Annotated in this window: 13 protein-coding genes; 7 read left to right on the top strand and 6 right to left on the bottom strand. The window is 73.6% G+C overall.

The features are described 5' to 3' along the window. Nucleotides 1-29: 29 nt before the first annotated feature. From ETAA1_RS16260 to ETAA1_RS16235, 6 genes are all read left to right on the top strand, one after another. Nucleotides 30-1493, top strand: a complete 1464-nt coding sequence (locus ETAA1_RS16260; RefSeq protein WP_145240226.1) for a TolC family protein — start codon at nucleotides 30-32, stop codon at nucleotides 1491-1493. Between the two features lie 614 nt (nucleotides 1494-2107). After that, the gene (locus ETAA1_RS16255) at nucleotides 2108-3553 is read left to right on the top strand and encodes an efflux RND transporter periplasmic adaptor subunit (protein WP_145240224.1); all 1446 of its coding nucleotides are present in this window, start codon (nucleotides 2108-2110) and stop codon (nucleotides 3551-3553) included. A 12-nt stretch (nucleotides 3554-3565) separates the two neighbouring features. After that, a complete protein-coding gene (locus ETAA1_RS16250; protein ID WP_145240222.1) occupies nucleotides 3566-7114 on the top strand; it encodes an efflux RND transporter permease subunit in 3549 nt (1182 codons plus the stop codon). A 41-nt stretch (nucleotides 7115-7155) separates the two neighbouring features. Continuing rightward, nucleotides 7156-7584, top strand: coding sequence for a hypothetical protein (locus ETAA1_RS16245; protein ID WP_145240220.1), 429 nt, complete (start codon nucleotides 7156-7158; stop codon nucleotides 7582-7584). A gap of 97 nt (nucleotides 7585-7681) precedes the next feature. Further along, nucleotides 7682-9841 (top strand): heavy metal translocating P-type ATPase, encoded by a 2160-nt coding sequence (locus tag ETAA1_RS16240; RefSeq protein ID WP_202920173.1) that lies wholly within the window; start codon nucleotides 7682-7684, stop codon nucleotides 9839-9841. Between the two features lie 29 nt (nucleotides 9842-9870). After that, the gene (locus tag ETAA1_RS16235; protein WP_261342027.1) at nucleotides 9871-10419 is read left to right on the top strand and encodes a Calx-beta domain-containing protein; all 549 of its coding nucleotides are present in this window, start codon (nucleotides 9871-9873) and stop codon (nucleotides 10417-10419) included. A gap of 530 nt (nucleotides 10420-10949) precedes the next feature. Here ETAA1_RS16235 and ETAA1_RS16230 read toward each other — a convergent pair. Beyond that, complete coding sequence (locus tag ETAA1_RS16230; RefSeq protein WP_202920172.1) at nucleotides 10950-11264, bottom strand: helix-turn-helix domain-containing protein; 315 nt, start codon at nucleotides 11262-11264, stop codon at nucleotides 10950-10952. Nucleotides 11265-11434: 170 nt separating this feature from the next. On the opposite strand from ETAA1_RS16230, the gene ETAA1_RS16225 reads away from it, so the two are divergent. Beyond that, the gene (locus ETAA1_RS16225) at nucleotides 11435-12637 is read left to right on the top strand and encodes a tetratricopeptide repeat protein (RefSeq protein WP_145240216.1); all 1203 of its coding nucleotides are present in this window, start codon (nucleotides 11435-11437) and stop codon (nucleotides 12635-12637) included. Nucleotides 12638-13016: 379 nt separating this feature from the next. Here the strand turns inward: ETAA1_RS16225 and ETAA1_RS16220 are convergent, their stop codons facing one another. The 5 genes from ETAA1_RS16220 to ETAA1_RS16200 all read right to left on the bottom strand — a co-directional run bounded on the left by ETAA1_RS16220 (nucleotide 13017) and on the right by ETAA1_RS16200 (nucleotide 16907). Beyond that, the gene (locus ETAA1_RS16220; RefSeq protein WP_145240214.1) at nucleotides 13017-13622 is read right to left on the bottom strand and encodes a hypothetical protein; all 606 of its coding nucleotides are present in this window, start codon (nucleotides 13620-13622) and stop codon (nucleotides 13017-13019) included. A gap of 161 nt (nucleotides 13623-13783) precedes the next feature. Then, entirely contained in the window at nucleotides 13784-14323 is a 540-nt protein-coding gene (locus tag ETAA1_RS16215; RefSeq protein WP_145240212.1) for a hypothetical protein, read from the bottom strand. Beyond that, the gene (locus ETAA1_RS32035) at nucleotides 14320-15696 is read right to left on the bottom strand and encodes a hypothetical protein (RefSeq protein WP_202920171.1); all 1377 of its coding nucleotides are present in this window, start codon (nucleotides 15694-15696) and stop codon (nucleotides 14320-14322) included. The genes ETAA1_RS16215 and ETAA1_RS32035 overlap by 4 nt, the downstream gene beginning before the upstream one ends. Nucleotides 15697-15726: 30 nt before the next feature. Continuing rightward, on the bottom strand, nucleotides 15727-16026 hold the full coding sequence (locus tag ETAA1_RS16205; RefSeq protein WP_145240210.1) for a hypothetical protein: 300 nt from the start codon (nucleotides 16024-16026) through the stop codon (nucleotides 15727-15729). 23 nt (nucleotides 16027-16049) lie between these two features. Then, nucleotides 16050-16907: a DUF6744 family protein gene (locus tag ETAA1_RS16200; RefSeq protein WP_145240208.1), complete on the bottom strand. Its 858-nt coding sequence runs from the start codon at nucleotides 16905-16907 to the stop codon at nucleotides 16050-16052. Nucleotides 16908-16991: the final 84 nt, after the last annotated feature.

Genomic DNA, 16991 nt, shown 5'->3' with positions numbered 1-16991 from the left:
ACCGCCCGGAAGGGCAGCGGAGACGGACCATGCGCACCCGAAACTCGACGTTCGGCCGGTTCTCCGCCGGGCTGGCCCTCGCGGGTACGATCGGCTGTGCTGCCGGGCCGCCGCCGTACGACCCGTCCACGGTGCGGCCCTACGCCGCCCCCACCAGGCAGGTGGCGAGTCCGGTCGTTCCGGCCAACCATCAAGAGCTGGAGGACGGGCCAGTGCCCGCCGCGCCCGCGGCCGAGAAGGTCCGGGTGGACGACCTGGTGCAACTGGCCCTCGGGCGGAACCCGCGGCTGGCGAAGGCCACGTTCGACATTGACGCCGCCCAGGGGAAGCACGTCCAGGCCGGGCTCTACCCGAACCCCACACTCGGGGCGAACTGGGACGAGATCGGCGACCGCACCGGACCGGGCGGCATCCTGAACGTCCCGCGGGTCACCCAGGAGATCGTGACCGGGCGAAAACTGTCCCTGTCACAGGCCGTCGCCTCCAAGGAGGTGGACCAGGCGACCCTGGCCCTCCTCCGCGAGCGGTACGCCGTGATCGGCACCGTCCGCGGGGCGTTCTACGATCTGTACGCGCTGGAGCGGCGCATCACCGCGCTCGACGAACTCGTCGGCCTGGCCGGCGAAGCCACCAAGACCGGCCAGACGCTTCTGGACAACAAGCAGATCGCCCGGCTCGACCTCGTCCAACTGGAGGTCGAACTCGCCCGGTTCCGCTCGCAGGCCGAGGCCGCACGGCAGGAACTCCCGGGGGCGCGGAAGCGGCTCGCGGCCGTCGTCGGCGACCCGCGGCTCGCAGTCGGCGCCGCCGCCGGGCCGTTCGACGACCTCCCCGTGTACGACCTCGACCAGGCTCGCGAAACGGTGCTCGCCACCCACCCGGAGGTCCGCTCGGCCCGGGTCGGGGTCGAGCGGGCGCAGGCGGCCGTCCGCCGGGCGGAGGTCGAGCCGATTCCGAACGTCACCGCCACCGCCGGGTACGTCAAGCAGTACGAGAACCGGTCGAACGACTTCTCCTTCGGGCTGTCGGCCCCCATCCCGACCTGGAACCGGAACCAGGGGAACATCCGGTCGGCACGGGCGGAGTTGGGGGCGGCGATCCAGGACGTGGGGCGGGTCGAAAACGACCTGGCCGAGCGGGTGGCGGTCGCCCACCGCACCTACGCCGCCTCCCTCAAGCTGGCGCAGCAGTACCGGACCGACATCCTGCCGAAGGCGGAGGAGACGTACCGGCTGTCGCGAGAGGCGTTCAAGGGCGGGCAGTTCGAGTACCTGAGGGTCATCCAAGCCCAGCGGGTGGTGGCCGAGGCGCGGCTCGAATCCGTCCGCGCGCTAGGCGAGGCGTGGCAGGCGGCGGCCGAGTTGTCGGCGCTGCTGCTGGAGGAGTGGTGGCCGGGGCCGCCCCCGCCGGTTCCCGGCCCCGGGGCCGGTCCGGTTCGGCTGCCGCTGCCCCAGCCGGACCCGCCGCGCAAAGACGGCGTACAACCGCGTTAGCCTTGACCCCGGGGCGACCGGGCGGATAATGCGAACGGTCCGGGGAGTCGGTGATGCTCGTGCGGCTGCTACTCACGGTGTTGACGGTGGCGGGGCCGATGCCCGTCGGCGCCTGCACTTGCGCCGCGGCCGGCGGATCGGAGAACCAGCCTACCTCAGCACCGGCCGCAGCTCTGGTCAAGACGTGCGGCTGCAAGACCCACGCGTCGGACGATTCCGCCCAGCACCCGGCCGCCCGCGTCGCTACCCCCCACCGCTGCACCGAAGGGTCGGCGGAGCACCCCGCGCGACCTGACCGCCACGACCGTGATTGTCCGGCCGCGAACCCGAGCCCCGCGGTCACCGCGGCTGTCGTGCCCGCGGCCGACGACCTTCCAGCCGTTCCCGACCTCGCCCCCGCCGCCACGTCGGACACGCCGGCGCTCTGCCGGCAGGCCCCCGCTGCCTCGCCCGACCCCGGGCCTCCACCCCTTCCGCTATACCTCTCGCTGCGCGCCCTTCGCATTTAGCCGTACCCCGTCTGACCGTCGCGCCGCGGGTGATGCCCGGCTGCGCCCGGCGTCCCGTTTCCCGTCGGCTTCCGAACCGCCCCGCCCGCCTCCCCCGAGGACGCCATGCGCCTCCGCAGGGTCGTTGCACCCGTCGTCACGCTCGTCGTCCTGGTGGCGGCGGGGTACGCGGCGTTTCGCACCCAAGACCAGTGGGTGCCCCACGTATTCCCGGCGAAGGCCGCCAAGGGCGCGGGCGACGGTCACGGCGGGGGCGACGATCACGCCGGCCACGCCGACCACGGCGCCCGGACCGACCGGGTGACGCTCTCCGAGCAGGCCCAGAAGAACCTCGGGCTGGATGTGGACCAGCTCACGCCCCAGGAGTATTGGCGGACGATGCTCGTTCCTGGAGTGGTCGTGGACCGGCCCGGGGAGAGCGACCGCAGCGTCACGTCGAAGGTCGCTGGCGTCGTCACCGCGATCAACGCGCGGCCGGGGGACACGGTCAAGGCTGGCCAGCCGCTGTTCACGATCCAGCTCGCCAGCGAGTTCCTCCAGAGCGCCCAGACCGACCTCGTCAAGACGGCCAAGGAGCTTGAGTACGCCGGCATCGAGCGGGACCGGGTGGCGAATCTGGTGAAGAAGGGGACCACCGCCGAGGCCGAGCTGCTGAAGCAGCAGAACGTCGTGGACCGGCTGGTCGCCCAGCTTAACGGCACCCGCCGGCAGCTCCAGGTGTTCGGCCTCACCCCCGCCCAGGTGACCAAGGTCGAGAAGGGAGAGGTCATCACCGAGGTGACGGTCCCCGCACCGGGCACGGCGCCGGCGCCCCCCGCCAAGACCGAGCCGCCGGCACCCGCCAAGCCCGAGGGGAGCCCGGAGCCGCCCCTGCTGTACGAGGTCCAGGAGCTGAAGGTCGCCCTCGGCGAGCAGGTTCAGGCCGGGCAGGCGCTGTGCCTGCTCGCCAACCACCAGCGGCTGTTCGTCGAGGGGCGGGCGTTCCGGTCGGAGGCCGACGCCCTCGCAGCCGCGGCCGAGAAGAAGACGCCGGTGAAGGCCGAGTTCGCCGACGAGACGCCCGGGGCGTGGCCGGCGCAGGGGCCGCTCACCATCCACCACCTCGCCAACCAGGTGGACCCGGCGACGCGCACGTTCGGGTTCTACCTCCCGCTGGAGAACGTGCCGCGGACGTTCGAGCGGGACGGGAAGACGCACTTCGCCTGGCGCTACCGGCCGGGCCAGCGGGTGCGGCTGTACCTGCCGGTCGAGAAGCTCGTCACTCTCGACCCGGACGGGAAGACGGAGCGCCTGCCGTTCGTCCTGCCGGCCGGGGCGGTGGCCCGGGAGGGCGGGGAGGCGTTCGTGTTCGTCCAGTCCGGCGACACGTTCCGCCGCAAGCCCGTCCGGGTGCTCTACGCCGACCGCTCGGACGTGGTAGTCGCCAACGACGGGAGCGTGACGGAGGTCGAGTACGTGGTCCGCAACCAGGCCGCGGCGCTGAACCGGGCGGTGAAGGCGCAGTCCGCCGGCGGCGGGGGCGACCCCCACGCCGGCCACTCCCACGACTAACCCGGAGCCGCCGTGCTGAACGCCCTTATCAAGTTCTCGCTCCGCCACCGCCCGCTCGTCGTGGTCGCGTGCCTCGTCGCGCTTGTGTACGGCACCTTCCTCGCCGCCCGGATGCCGATCGACGTGTTCCCGGACCTCGACCGCCCGCGGGTGGTGGTCATGACGGAGTGCCCCGGCCTCGCCCCCGAGGAGGTCGAGACGCTCGTCTCGTACCCGCTGGAGTCGGCGCTGCTCGGGGCGACCGGGGTGCAGGCCGTGCGGAGCCAGTCCGGGTTCGGGCTGTCGGTGGTGTACGTCGAGTTCGGGTGGGAGGTGGACATCCGCACCGCCCGGCAGACGGTCCAGGAGCGGCTGACGACCGTGGCCGGCGACCTGCCCGAGGGCGTCCGGCCGCAGATGGCGCCGATCAGCTCGATCATGGGCCAGTTCATGGTCGCCGGGATGCGGCGGCAGTCGGGGCCGAAGGGGGGCGAGCTGGCGGCCGTGCCCGACACCCCGTTCTATGCCGAGCGGGTGGCCGGCGCCGCCGGCACCGACCCCGCCCTGTTCGTGTGGAAGGCCGGCGACCGCCGCGACTTCTCGGCGTGGGAGGCGGTCCCGGCGGCGGTGCCCGCGTGGCAGCCGGCCGCGGCCGACGGCGCGCAGACGGTCCGGGCCACGATCGCCGGGCAGTCGCGCGAGGTCGTCTTCCCGTCCGACGCGCAGCGACAGCTCGCCCTGCGCACACTCGCCGACTGGGTCGTCCGCCCGCGGCTGCTGAAGACCAGCGGCATCGCCCAGGTGATCGCCATGGGCGGCGGGCGGAAGCAGTACCAGGTGCTCGTGGACCCGGTGAAGCTGGCCGAGTACGGCGTCTCCCTCCAGCAGGTCGAGGACGCGCTGCGGGCGAACAACGTCAACCACACCGGCGGGTTCTCGGTGGCCGGCGGGTTCGAGACGCCGATCCGCGTCATCGGCAGGCTCGGCCCGGACACGAAGCAGGTCGTCGCCGATCTGAAGCTCATCACCGTGAAGCCGCCGGAGAAGCAAGAGCCCGGGGCGCCTGCCGGCCGCCCGGTGCTGCTCCGCGACGTGGCACGGGTGGCCGAGGGGGCGCAGGTCAAGCGCGGCGACTCGACCGTCAACGGCTTCCCGGCCGTCGCCCTGACGATCACCAAGCAGCCGCACGTGGACACCCGCGACCTGACGGACCGGGTGAAGGCGGCGCTGGCGGACGTCGAGAAGACGCTCCCGCCCGACGTGCTGGTCGAGACCAACCTGTATCAGCTCCGCGACTTCATCGACCGCGGGGTGTTCAACGTCGGCGAGGCGCTGGTCGTCGGCGCCGGGCTGGTGCTGGTCATCCTGTTCCTGTTCCTGCTCAACCTCCGCACCACGTTCATCTCCCTCACCGCCATCCCGCTGTCGCTCGCGCTAACGGTCCTGGTGTTCAAGCTCGTCGGCCTCGTCACGGGGGTCGAGCTGTCGATCAACGTGATGACTCTGGGCGGGATCGCGGTGGCGATGGGCGAGTTAGTCGATGACGCGATCGTGGACGTGGAGAACATCTACCGCCGGCTCGGCGAGAACAGCCAGCTCCCGCACCCGCGGCCGACGCTGAAGGTGATCTACGACGCGAGCGTCGAGATCCGCTCGGCCATCGTGTTCGGCACCGCCCTGGTCATCCTCGTGTTCCTGCCGCTGTTCGCCCTCTCGGGGATCGAGGGCCGACTCTTCACGCCCCTCGGTGTCGCCTACATCGTGTCGATCCTGGCGTCGCTGGTCGTGTCCATCTGCGTCACGCCGGTCCTGTCGTACTACCTGCTCGGCCGGTCGGGGTCGGCCCACGGCCACGGCGACGGGTTCCTCCTCCGCGGGCTCAAGTGGGCCGGGGCGTACCTGATCCGGTTCAGCGTCCGCCGGCAGGGCGCCATCCAGGTTGTCACCTGGCTGATGGTCTTATACGCCGCGTGGCGGCTGACGACGATCGGGGCCGACTTCCTCCCGCCGTTCGACGAGGGCGTGGTGCAGGTGAACGTCACCCTCCCGTCGGGCGCGTCGCTCGACGCCTCGAACGCCGCGACCAAGTCGGCGGACGACCTGTTCCGGTCGCTCCAGAAGTCGGCCGCGAACCCGAAGGGCGAGGTGCTGGCGTTCCTCCGCCGGACCGGCCGGGCCGAGCTGGACGAGCACGCCGAGCCGCCGAACGCGACCGAGTACTACGTCGTCATCAACCCGGCCAGCGGGAAGTCGCGCAAGGAGATAATCGCCCAGCTCCAGGACGGGGTGAAGGCCGCTGTGCCGGGGGTGGACGTGGAGGTCGAGCAGCCGCTCGCCCACCTCATCAGCCACATGATCTCGGGGAGCACCGCCCAGGTCGCCATCAAGCTGACCGGCGACGACCTGGACACGCTGGAGAAGGTGGCGAACCAGGTCAAGGCGGCCGTGGCCGGGGTGCCGGGGGTGAGTTCGCTCGCCGTCGAACCGATGCGGAAGGTGGACGAGGTCCACGTCAAGCTGCGGCCGGAGGCGCTGGCGTTCTACGGGGTGGACCGCGCGGCGGTCGGGAACTTCGTGCAGGTGGCGCTCAACGGCGAGGTGGTGTCGCAGGTGGTCGAGGGGCAGCGGCGGTTCGACCTCCTCGTGCGGCTGGAGGAGCCGTACCGGGCGGACGTGGCGAACCTCGGCGAGCTGCGGTTCGACCTCCCCGGCGGCCGCGAGCAGGTGCGGCTCAAGGACCTGGCCGACATCACCCCGCCGACCGGCGGCGACGCCGGGGCCAACCAGGTGAAGCGGGACGACGCCCGCCGGCGGATCGTGATCCGGTGCAACGCCCTGGGCCGCGACCTGGCCTCGGTCGTCGGCGACATCGAGCGGGTGGTGGCGGCCGACGTGCCGCTCCCGGAGGGGTACACGGTCGAGTACGGCGGGCAGTTCCAGAGCCAGAAGGCGGCGACCCGGCTGATCGCCGTCCTGTCGGCGGTGTCGGTCGTCGGGATGTTCTTCGTACTGTACATGCTGTTCCCGTCCGGGCGGATCGTCGCCCAGATCCTGATCGCCGTGCCGACGGCGTTCGTCGGCGGGGTGCTGGCGCTGGTCCTCAGCGGGCAGACACTGACGGTGGCGAGCCTGGTCGGGTTCATCTCGCTCGGCGGCATCGCGGCCCGCAACGGCATCCTGCTCGTCACCCACTACCTCCACCTGATGCGGCACGAGGGCGAGCAGTTCGACGAGAAGATGGTGCTCCGCGGCAGCCTGGAGCGGCTGTCGCCCGTCCTGATGACGGCGCTCACCGCCGGCATCGCGCTGGTTCCGCTGGTGGTCGTCGGGCAGGAGCCGGGGCGGGAAATCCTGTACCCGGTGGCGACGGTCATCCTCGGCGGGCTCATCACCTCGACGTTCTGCGAGTTCCTGATCCGCCCCGGGCTGTTCCTGCGGTTCAGCGGGACCGCGGCCGTCGAGTTGGCCCGCGCCGACGAGACGGCCGACGGCCTCGACGACGCGCCGCCGGCGCCCCCCCACGAACACACCCCGCCGCCCGCCGCTGCGGGACACGAGACGCGGCCCCACCCGGGGCCGTGAGGACGGTCGCACCGAGGTATCACAGGAGGACGGACGTGACGATGCGTAACGTGTTCGGGCTGGTCGTCGCCGCGGGCTTCGGCCTGATGGCGGTGGTGTCGTCCGGCGTGCAGGCCCAGGAGGTCGGGCCACACAAGATGCCGGTCGCCGAGTGGGGCGACGAGGAGTACCACGTGGAGGTGATCCCGGACGCCAAGGCCGGGACGGTGACCCTGCTCGTCTACGGCGACCACGACGACCTGCACAAGGCGAAGCGGAAGGCGATCGACGCGAAGAGCATCTCGGTCGCGTTCAAGAGCCCGGCGCTGACCGTCAAGGCCGCCCCGTCCCCGGACAAGGGCGACCCGGCGGGGAAGAGCAGCCGGTTCGTCGGCAAGGCCGAGGGGCTCGACAAGCTCGGCAAGCTCGAAGGGACGGTCAGCGGCAAGGTCGGCTCGAAGGTGTATTCGGGCGACTTCAAGCAGAAGTGACCCGCTCGTCCGCCCCCGGCCGTCCGCCGGCCGGGGGCGCCTCCCACACGTCGGCCCGATTCGACTCGGCGTTCGCCCGTTCGCCAGGAGCACCCGGATGAGCGCCGAGTCCGCGCCGCGCACTTTCCGCATCCGCGGGATGGACTGCGCCGAGGAGGTGGCCGTTCTCAAGCGCGAGGTCGGCCCGGTCGTCGGCGGCGAGGCGAATCTCGCGTTCGACGTACTCAACGCCAAGATGACCGTCGCCGCCGGCGCCCCGACCGAGCGCGTGGCGGAGGCGGTAGCACGGTCCGGGATGACCGCAGAGCCCTGGCGTGACGAGTCAACGGCCCTCGCCCCCGAGGGCTTCTGGGAGCGGAACCGGCGCACACTCCTCACCGCGGCAAGCGCCGGCTGCCTCCTCGCCGCGATGGCCGCCCATGCCGCTCGGGACGGTATCCACGCCGCATTCCTCGACGAGAACGCCGCGACACCGGCCGCCGTCGTCCTGCTGTACTTACTGGGCATCGTCGCCGGCGTGTGGACGGTATTGCCGAAGGCTTGGGTCGCCGCCCGCCGCCTCCGCCCGGACATGAACCTGCTCATGGTCGTCGCCGTCGCCGGCGCGGTCGGCATCGGCCAGTGGGCGGAGGCGGCGACAGTCGCGTTCCTGTTCGCCCTCTCGCTCGCCCTCGAAGCCTGGAGCGTCGGCCGCGCCCGCAACGCCGTCCGTGCGCTGATGGCGCTCACCCCGCCCGCCGCCCGCCTCGTCCACCCCGACGGCCGCGAGGAGGCCGTGCCGCCGGACCGGGTGCCGGTGGGAGCGCGATTCCTGGTACGACCCGGCGACTGCGTCCCGCTCGACGGCCGGGTCATCGCCGGCGCGGGCGGCGTGGACCAGGCGCCGATCACCGGCGAGAGCGTACCCGTCCCGAAGGGGCCGGGCGACGAGGTGTACGCCGGCACGATCAACGGCGACGGCGCGCTGACGGTCGAGTCCACGAAGCCGGCCGCGGACACGACGCTCGCCCGCATCACCCGCATGGTCGGCGAGGCGCAGGCGAAGCGGGCGCCCTCCGAGCAGTGGGTCGAGACCTTCGCCCGCTACTACACGCCGGCCGTGATGGCGCTGGCGGCGCTGGTGCTGCTCGTCCCGCCGCTCGCGCTCGGCGCGTCGTGGGCCGACTGGCTGTACCGGGCGCTCGTGCTGCTGGTCATCGCCTGCCCGTGCGCGCTGGTCATCTCGACGCCGGTGAGCGTCGTGGCGGCGCTGGCGGCGGCGGCGCGGAACGGGGTGCTGGTGAAGGGCGGGGTGTTCGTCGAGGCGCCAGCCCGCCTCCGCGCCGTGGCGCTGGACAAGACCGGCACGCTGACGCGCGGGCGGCCGACCGTCGCCGAGGTGGTGGCGCTCGCCGGGCACACCGAGTCCGAGTTACTGGAGCGGGCCGCGGCCTTGGAGGCGAGAAGTACGCATCCGCTGGCCCACGCGATCCTGGCACACGCCAAGGAACGCGGCGTCGCCGTGCCGGAGGTCGAGGACTTCCGCATCCTCCCGGGGAAGGGCGCGACCGGGCGTGTCCGCGGCACCGAGTACTGGGTCGGGTCGCACCGCTACCTGGAGGAGCGCGGTCAGGAGACGCCGGAGGTTCACGCCCGGCTGGAGGAACTCGCCTCGTCCGGAAAGGCGGTGGTGGTGGTCGGCAACGACCGGCACGTGTGCGGGTTCCTCGCTCTGGCCGACACCGTCCGCCCGGAGGCGCGACAGGCGGTCGCCGACCTCCACGCGGCAGGCGTGCAACACGTCGTCATGCTCACCGGCGACAACCGCGGCACCGCCGACGCTGTCGCCCGCACGACCGGGGTGGACGAGGTGTACGCCGAGCTCCTGCCGGCCGACAAGGTGGGGAAGGTGGAGGAGTTGGTAGCGAAGTACGGCTCCGTGGCGATGGTCGGCGACGGGGTGAACGACGCCCCCGCGATGGGCCGGGCGACCATCGGAATTGCGATGGGCGCGATCGGGACGGACGCGGCGATCGAGACCGCCGACATCGCGCTGATGTCCGACGACCTCACCAAACTCCCCTGGCTCGTCCGCCACTCCCGCCGTGCCCTCACCGTCATCCGCCAGAACATCATCTTCGCCCTCACCGTGAAAGCGGTGTTCCTGGTGCTGACGCTGGCGGGGGTGTCGTCGATGTGGGCGGCGGTCGCGGCCGACTCCGGGGCGACCCTGCTGGTCGTTGCGAACGCGCTGCGGCTGCTCCGCGCGGGCCGATGACGGGGCTCAACGACCGAAGGTGAGAACGACTGCAGTCCACCAAGGCCGACGGCGACTACACGGCCGCGTCCGGGGACGTGACCATCCCGGCCGGCTGGACCAGCCAGACGTTCACAGTCGCGGTCAGGGGCGACCGCCTCGCCGAGCCGAACGAGACGTTCGCCGTCAACCTCACGGGTGCCACCAACGCGACGATCGGCGACGGCCGGGGGGTCGGAAGCATCCTCGACGACGAGCCGCGGATCAGAATCGGCAACGTGACCCAGCGGGAGGGCAACGGCAAGCAGACGACGCTCTTCACCTTCACGGTCACGCTCTCGGCCGCCCACGACCGGCCGGTGACGATGTCGTTCCGCACCGTGAGCGGAACGGCGACGACGAGCGACGGTGACTACGTCGCCAGGACCGGGACACTGACCTTCGCCCCCGGCGACACGACCAAGACCATCACCGTCGAGGTGGAGGGCGACGGCAAGCGGGAGGCCGACGAGTACTTCTACCTCGACCTGTTCGACAGCAGTACGAACTCGCTCGTCACCAGGAACCGCGGCGTCGGCACCCTCCTGAACGAACATTGAGGGCAGCCATACCGGCGGCCGGTGGCGGGGGCGCCAGCCGCCGGTCAGGGCACACCGGCCCCCAGCCAGGCGATCGAGGTGTGTCCCGAGGAGAACGGTTGCGTTCTTCGTCACCTCGCCCGAGGGGACGTAGCGGTGTCGTACTTGCCCCGAGTATACCCCCTGAAGCAGTTGAGTAGGCGGCCAGAGAGCCCCGTTCCACCGGGTCGGTCCCGCCCTGGTAGCAAGGGTCAACGACGACCTCGCCCGCAGTCGGTCCGAAACGTCACCACGATCGGCCTTGACGACGTGGTGGACGACCCGTGGCGGGGTCGCGCTTCGCGACATCCCGGAAGGTGTCTCCGCGGCGTCCGCACGTGAACCACACCCGGCCGTGATCGGCTCCGCGCCATCCCTCTGCCGCGGGCGCGCGTCCCAGCGGACGGGCGTCACCCGACCGAGATAACGACCCGGTCCACGACGTGTAGACACGCCCCGAGCGCGACCCGGCGCCGGCGGGGTCTCCGGGTCGGTGGCAGCCGGGCCGCGGCCTACTCGCCGGCCGAACGCGGGGGCTTCTTACCGCTCCCGGGCCGCTTCGGCCGGCCGCGGGGAATGGGCGGGGGGTCCTCCGCCGGGTCGTCGTGCTCGACCGCGGCCATCAACCCGGCCATGGTCAGCCCGAGCCCGGCCGCCAGCCCGTGGATCACCCGCAGGGTCGGCATCCCCCGGCCGCGCTCGAACAGGCTGACGTGGGTGGCGTGGAGACCGGCGGCCTCGGCCAGGGTCTCCTGGCTGAGCCGTGCCGCCAGCCGGAGGCGGCGGACCGCCCGGCCGAACCGGGTCGACAGCTCCGACGGGTCCACGCGGCCTCCCGGACGGGGAAGGCCGCATCCGACCGCGGATCGCCGGCGTAAACCACAGAAGGAATTATCAGTTATTCTGGACCGGGACGGCCGGCTGCGGTAACGTACCGGACGACCCGGGCGTGTCCCCGGCCGGGTCCGTCCCGTGCCCCGTACCCGCGTGTCCGCCCATGACCCCGACCCCGCGTGTGGCCGCCGACGCCTTTCCGTTCCGCCCCGACCGGCACGCCGCCGACCTCGCGGAACTGATCCTGCTCTGCGAGGTGTTCCCGCAGGAGGCGCATGCTCACCTGGCGAGCGGGGCCGCGGCCGCTTGGCTCCGGGCGGCCGGGTACCCCGGCCCGTCCTACCTGGCCGACGGGCTCGGCGGGAGCGGGCTGCCCGCCCTCGCCTGCGTCGGCCAGTTCCTCGACGGCTGCCGGCCTTACCTGGCGGCGGTCGGAACCGCCTCCCTGCCACCGGCCGACGCGCCGGACCGGGAGACGGTCGCCGCGGGCGTGGTCGGGGCAGCGCCGGCCGCGGCGGCGGCCGGACTCGACTTCGACCGGTACCGGGAGTGGGCGGTCGAGGGCGGCGGTGTCGGAGCTCGGGTCGGGCGGTGGGCGCTGGGCGCCGCGGTGCTCGCCGTCCCCGTGCTGTACTGGGTGCTCGGCGGCTGGGACGGGGTCGACCTGCCCGCCCCCGCGCCCATCGTCCTCCTCGGCCTCGGGCTCCTCGCCGCCGCGGCCGGCGGGGTGGCCGGGAGTGCGGTCGGGGCCGTCTGCGGGGCGGTCGGGGGGCTCGTCGGCGCGCACAACGACCCCGCCGCCGACGTCATGCCCGAGCCGGAGATCCGCAAGGGGGTGGCGGTGGTCACCGCCCTCCTCGGGCTGGCCGGCGGGTTCGTGGTCGCCCGGCACGTGGCGGCCGACCGGTCGATCGACCGGTACGCTCGGCTGGTGCGGGAGGCCGACGCCCTCCGGAAGGCCGGGTCCCCGGCGGCCGCGGTCGAGGGGTACGGGAAGGCGGCCGCCCTGGACCCGGGCCGGCACGCGGCGTACTTCGGGCGGGGGCAGGCCCAGCTAGACGCCCGGGCGTACGCCGACGCGGTCGCCGACTTCACCCGGGTGATCGAGCTCCAGACCCGCCCGGGCCGGGCCGAGCCACCGGACGGCCACGACCTCTCGGCCGCGTACTACAACCGGGCCATCGGGTACCGGTCCCAGCGGGACCACGCCCGGGCGGTTGCCGACCTGACCGAGGCGATCCGGCTGTTCCCGTTCGGGGCCGACGCCTTCCGGTTGCGGGCGGAGTGCTACCGGGCCACGGGGGAGCGGGCGAAGGCCGAGGCCGACCTCGCCCAGGCCGCCAAACTCGACCCCGGCGGGCGGTGATTCGGCCTTCGCCCGCCGGGGCATCCGACCCCGGTCCCGTGGACGCGCTGGTGACCGCGCGGCGAGGGAGCGTCCGGTGGCTCGCGCCCGACACAACGGAGGTTCGCGGTTGGAGCCGCCGGCGGGCGGCCCGGAACGTGTCCACAATCGGGCGGCCGGCTGCCGGAGTCGGCGGGTGTCTCCCGCTAAAGGCTAAAGGAAAAGTCCAGCCCCACTCCCCCGCCGGTGGCGGAGGAGTGGGTCACTTCGGGTTCGTGCGCGGGTCGGCGAAGGGAGGGGTGCTTACGATGCGCGGGCTGGCCGGCGGGCGCTCGATCGCACCCGCCGCCGGACCGGCCGTCGTCGTGCTTCCACCGGGACGCGTCCCGCGGGTGCGGCGTCAGCCGGTGAGCCGCCGCGCGACCCCGCGCGCCCACAGCCCGAGCTGGACCGCGAACGCCATCCCGGCCGCCCCGACCCCGCTCAGGACGGTCGCCACCGGGTGGCTGACGAGGGCCACCCCGGCCACCGCCACCCCCACCCCGGCCGCGACCGCCGCCGCCTTCTTGACTTCCCACCCGATGCGGGCAACGGCGGCCACCGCCCGCGCCCGGCGGACGACCCCGGCGGCCCGGGCCTTCGCCCCGGCGGCGGCCGCGGCCACCCGCGCCCTCACCACCGTCAACACCCGCCCGGCGGCCCGGGCGGCGCCGGCGAGTCGGCTCCGGCAGCGGGCCAGGAACGCGGCCGCCCGCCCGGCCGGGGCCGGGGCGGCCGGCGCCGCCCCGTCCGGGGTCACGGCCCGGCGGATCAGGGCCACCGTCTCCGGGCTGGCCAGGGCCTCGGCGAGCAGCTGCCGCAGGGCCTCACGGGTCCCCTCCTGGACGGCGTCCCGGACGGCCTCCGGCAGCGCGTCGGCCAGGCAGTCGATGATGCCGTCCAGCCGGTCGAGCTGGTCCGCCAGCTGCTTCCGCTGGGGCCGCCCGTTCGTCGCGGTCGTGGTCATGTCCGTCTCCTCGTGTGTAATGGCTTGAGTCGGGTCGCGATGTCGAGTCGGTGCCTCTCTCCACCTCGCCCGCCGTCGGGGGTACCTCCGGCTGGAACCCGCGGGCTCGAGGCCCCGGGGCTGGTGCGGGCGGGAGCCGCGCGGGCGAGGGGGTGGCATCCTCAGAGGTGGTCGAGCCGGGCGGCCCCCGCCCCGAGGGCGTCGGCGGCGGCCAGGATGTCGGCGGCGGCGGCCAGGACGGCGACGACGGCCCGGGCGAGCGACCCGCCGAGCAGCCCGACGAGGCCGACCCCGAGGCCGATCCCGGCGGGGGCGAGGACGCCCCCGCCGGCCCGGCCCGCCCACCACCGGGCCGCCGCGGCACCGGCGGCGACGGCCACCGTCACGCGGGCGGTCGGCGGCGGCCCGGTGTCGCGGTCGCCGACCGCCTCGCGGTCGGGGTCGTCATCGTCGTCGTCGCGATCGTCGGCCCACGGTTCGCGGGGCCGGCCCCGGCCGTCGTCGCGGTCGGTCCACTGACCCCGCGGACTCGGCCGGGGCGGAGCGAGTACTCGGCCGGCGAGGACTGCCCCGACGACCTCCTTGACGGCGTCGCCGACGGCCTTGGACAGTTCCCCGGCCACCGCGACCTTCACCCGCTCCTTCAGGTTGGCGACGAACGCGGCCAGGTCGGCGAGTTGGCGGCGGACGAGTGTCGTCACGGCCCACCCCCCGGCCCGAGGTTGAGGGCCTTCAGGCTCGTCCACACCTGGCCGAGCACCCGCTGCTCCCGCTTCCGGGACTTCAGCGCGGCGACCAGCCGGCCGGCCTTGACCAGGGCGTCCGCGACGGCGGCCCGCAGTTCCTCGGCGGCGGCCAGCAGGTCGGGCGGGTCGGCGGCCGGCGGGTCGTGCCGGCCGTTCGGGGTATGCCCGTTCGTCTCGTGTCCCACGGCAGTCCTCCGTTCGATGCGGGTGGAATTGGGGGTGGTGTCGGGGGTGGTCGCGGCGGGGTCGGTCGCGGCCGCGAGGGCGGGGTCGAGGGCGACCGTGATGACCGTCCGGCCGCCCCCCTCGAACACGACCGGCTTGTCGGGGGCGACGCGGACGGTCACGCACCCGAGGCCGAGGGCGCGGGCCAGCACGCGCCGGTCGATCACGACCCGGGCGCGGGGGCCGGTCGATGGCGACCGCTCCAGCCGGACCGACTCGACCGCGCCGGTCGCGTCGTCTCTCGCGCGCACGACCACGCCGCCGTCCAGGTCCAGCGTGACGGGCTTCCCCTCGGCGTCCCCCCCGGGCAGGCCGGGCAGGCGACCCGTCAGCTCGGCCGCGTCCCGGTCGTCGATGCCCGCGACGGCGGGCGCGGTCCGGGGCACGACGCCGGCGACGTCCGGGTAGCGGCCCCCGGCGTCGGCGGGAAGAAACACCCGCCACGGGCCGGCGGCCACGACCAGGTGGGCGGCGGTGCGGCCGATCCGCACGGGCGACGCGGCCGCGAGTTCGCGCGTGCCGAACACCGACAGCGCCGGCACCAGCAGGTCGTCCGGGAGGGGCAGGTCGAACCCGCCCCAGACGAGGGCGGTCCGGCCGTCGGTGCCGACGACGTGCCCGGCCGTGCCGCGGACCTGCACGCGGGACAGTGCGTACCGGCCCGACTCGCGGGCCGTGGTCCGCCCGCACTCGTACAGGGCCGTCAGGAACTCTGGCGGGACCGGGTGCCAGTCAGTGGGCGAGGCGGGCGGACGGTGCTGCTTGCCGGGCAGAATCGCATCGAACGGGTGGGTACCGGGCACGCCGCGGTCGACCCACCGGGCCTCTCCGCGGAGCGTCGTACCGACAGTCAACTCGGCCGGGTCGTCGCCGGCGCCCTCGACGGCGGCCAGGACGGTCACCGGGACGACCAGCACTCCGTCGTCACTCGGCGTCGCGGCGGTGTAGCCGAGCGCGGCGTCGGCAGTCTGTGCCCACACGGTCAGGGTGCCGGCGCGGCACTCGAGCACGACGACGGGCGCCGGGCCACGCGGCCGGCCGGCGACGCACTTGCGGAGCAGCGCCCGGAACGACCGGGCCAGCCCGCGCGGGATCACGATCACGGCGAACTCCTCCGTCGGTTGGGGGTGGCGTCAGTCGACGCGCCACCCGACCTGGATCAACTCCTCGGCGGCGTCGAACACCTCCTTCGGCAGGGCGAGGAACTGGTCGAGGGTGGGCGGGAGGGCGAACAGGTTGCAGGCGAAGACGGTCGCCGAATACCCGGTCAGCCCGCACGCCCCGCGGGCGTCGAACATCAGCCCGAGGTCGATCACCCCGCGGCGGTGGCGGGTGACGGGCAGGAACGGCCACGCCGGCCACAGGGCCGGCGTGGTGACGAACAGCAGGTGCCGGGCGAGGTCGCCCGGCTTACGGGTCACGGGCACGATCACGGCATCCCTCCGTGGTGGGTAGGTCAGGCGACGGCGGCGAGCTGGTCCACCTTGGCCCGTAGCTCGTCGCGGGCGGCGGCCAGCTCCCGGTCGAGCTTCCCCTTCTCGTCGAGCAGGTACTCGGCGTAGGCGGCGATCTTGAACTGGGTCGAGCGGATCTTGTCGGCCGCGCGCTTGAGCGTGTCCTCCCGCGTGTCCTCGCCGAAGAGAGCGACCGCCTTGCGGTGGTCGTCGATCAGGGCCGCGAGCCCGGCGGCGACCGCGTCCTTCACCGACCGGTCCCCCTCGGCCGTCCCCGCCGGAACCGGGAACCGGAGGATCTGCCCGTTCAGCCGGCCGAGCATCGCCTGCACCTTGTCCACGAAAGTCGTGTGCCGGATCGGCGTGAAGTAGCAGCCGCCCTGGGGCCGGATCGGGAACAGGTCGGCGTGCCGGTCGAACAGCTTCTGGATCACCCGCGTCACGTCACTTCCCGTCCGGGCGTCGGTCGCGCGGTCGAGTTCCTCCTGGGCGAGGGTGGCGAGGCCCGGCAGGTCGCACGTCACCGTCCCGGTCCTCTTGTCGAGCGTGAGCATCGTCTCCAGGGCGTACTCGTACCGGTCCCCGTCGCGGGACTCCTGGGTGAACTGGAACTTGACGCAGGTCTCGTCCTCGGCCACCTGGCGGATGATGCGGCGGTCGCACAGCTTCTTGCAGGCGCGGGTGAAGGCGTGCTTGGCGGCCAGCTCGCGGGCGACGTTCTCGTCGAGGCCGGCGTCCCGCAGCGCGGTCAGCAGGGCCGGGTGGGTGACGGCCACCCCCGAGCAGGTCCACGAGATGACTTCGCCGAGCAGCCGGGTGCCGGCGGCGACGGGGAACGGGAGCGGGGCGGTCGCGGGCATGGGCAGGACTCCTTGTGTGAGGGGGATGGTGGGCGAACACGCCCGGCCCGGCCGCGGGCCGGGTCAGGCGTGTCGCCGTTAACG

It is taken from the genome of Urbifossiella limnaea (genome assembly GCF_007747215.1).
GTDB classification, from domain to species: Bacteria; Planctomycetota; Planctomycetia; order Gemmatales; family Gemmataceae; genus Urbifossiella; species Urbifossiella limnaea.
The sequence above is the reverse complement of the archived record's forward strand: the minus strand, read 5'-3'. Positions and strand labels throughout refer to the sequence as shown.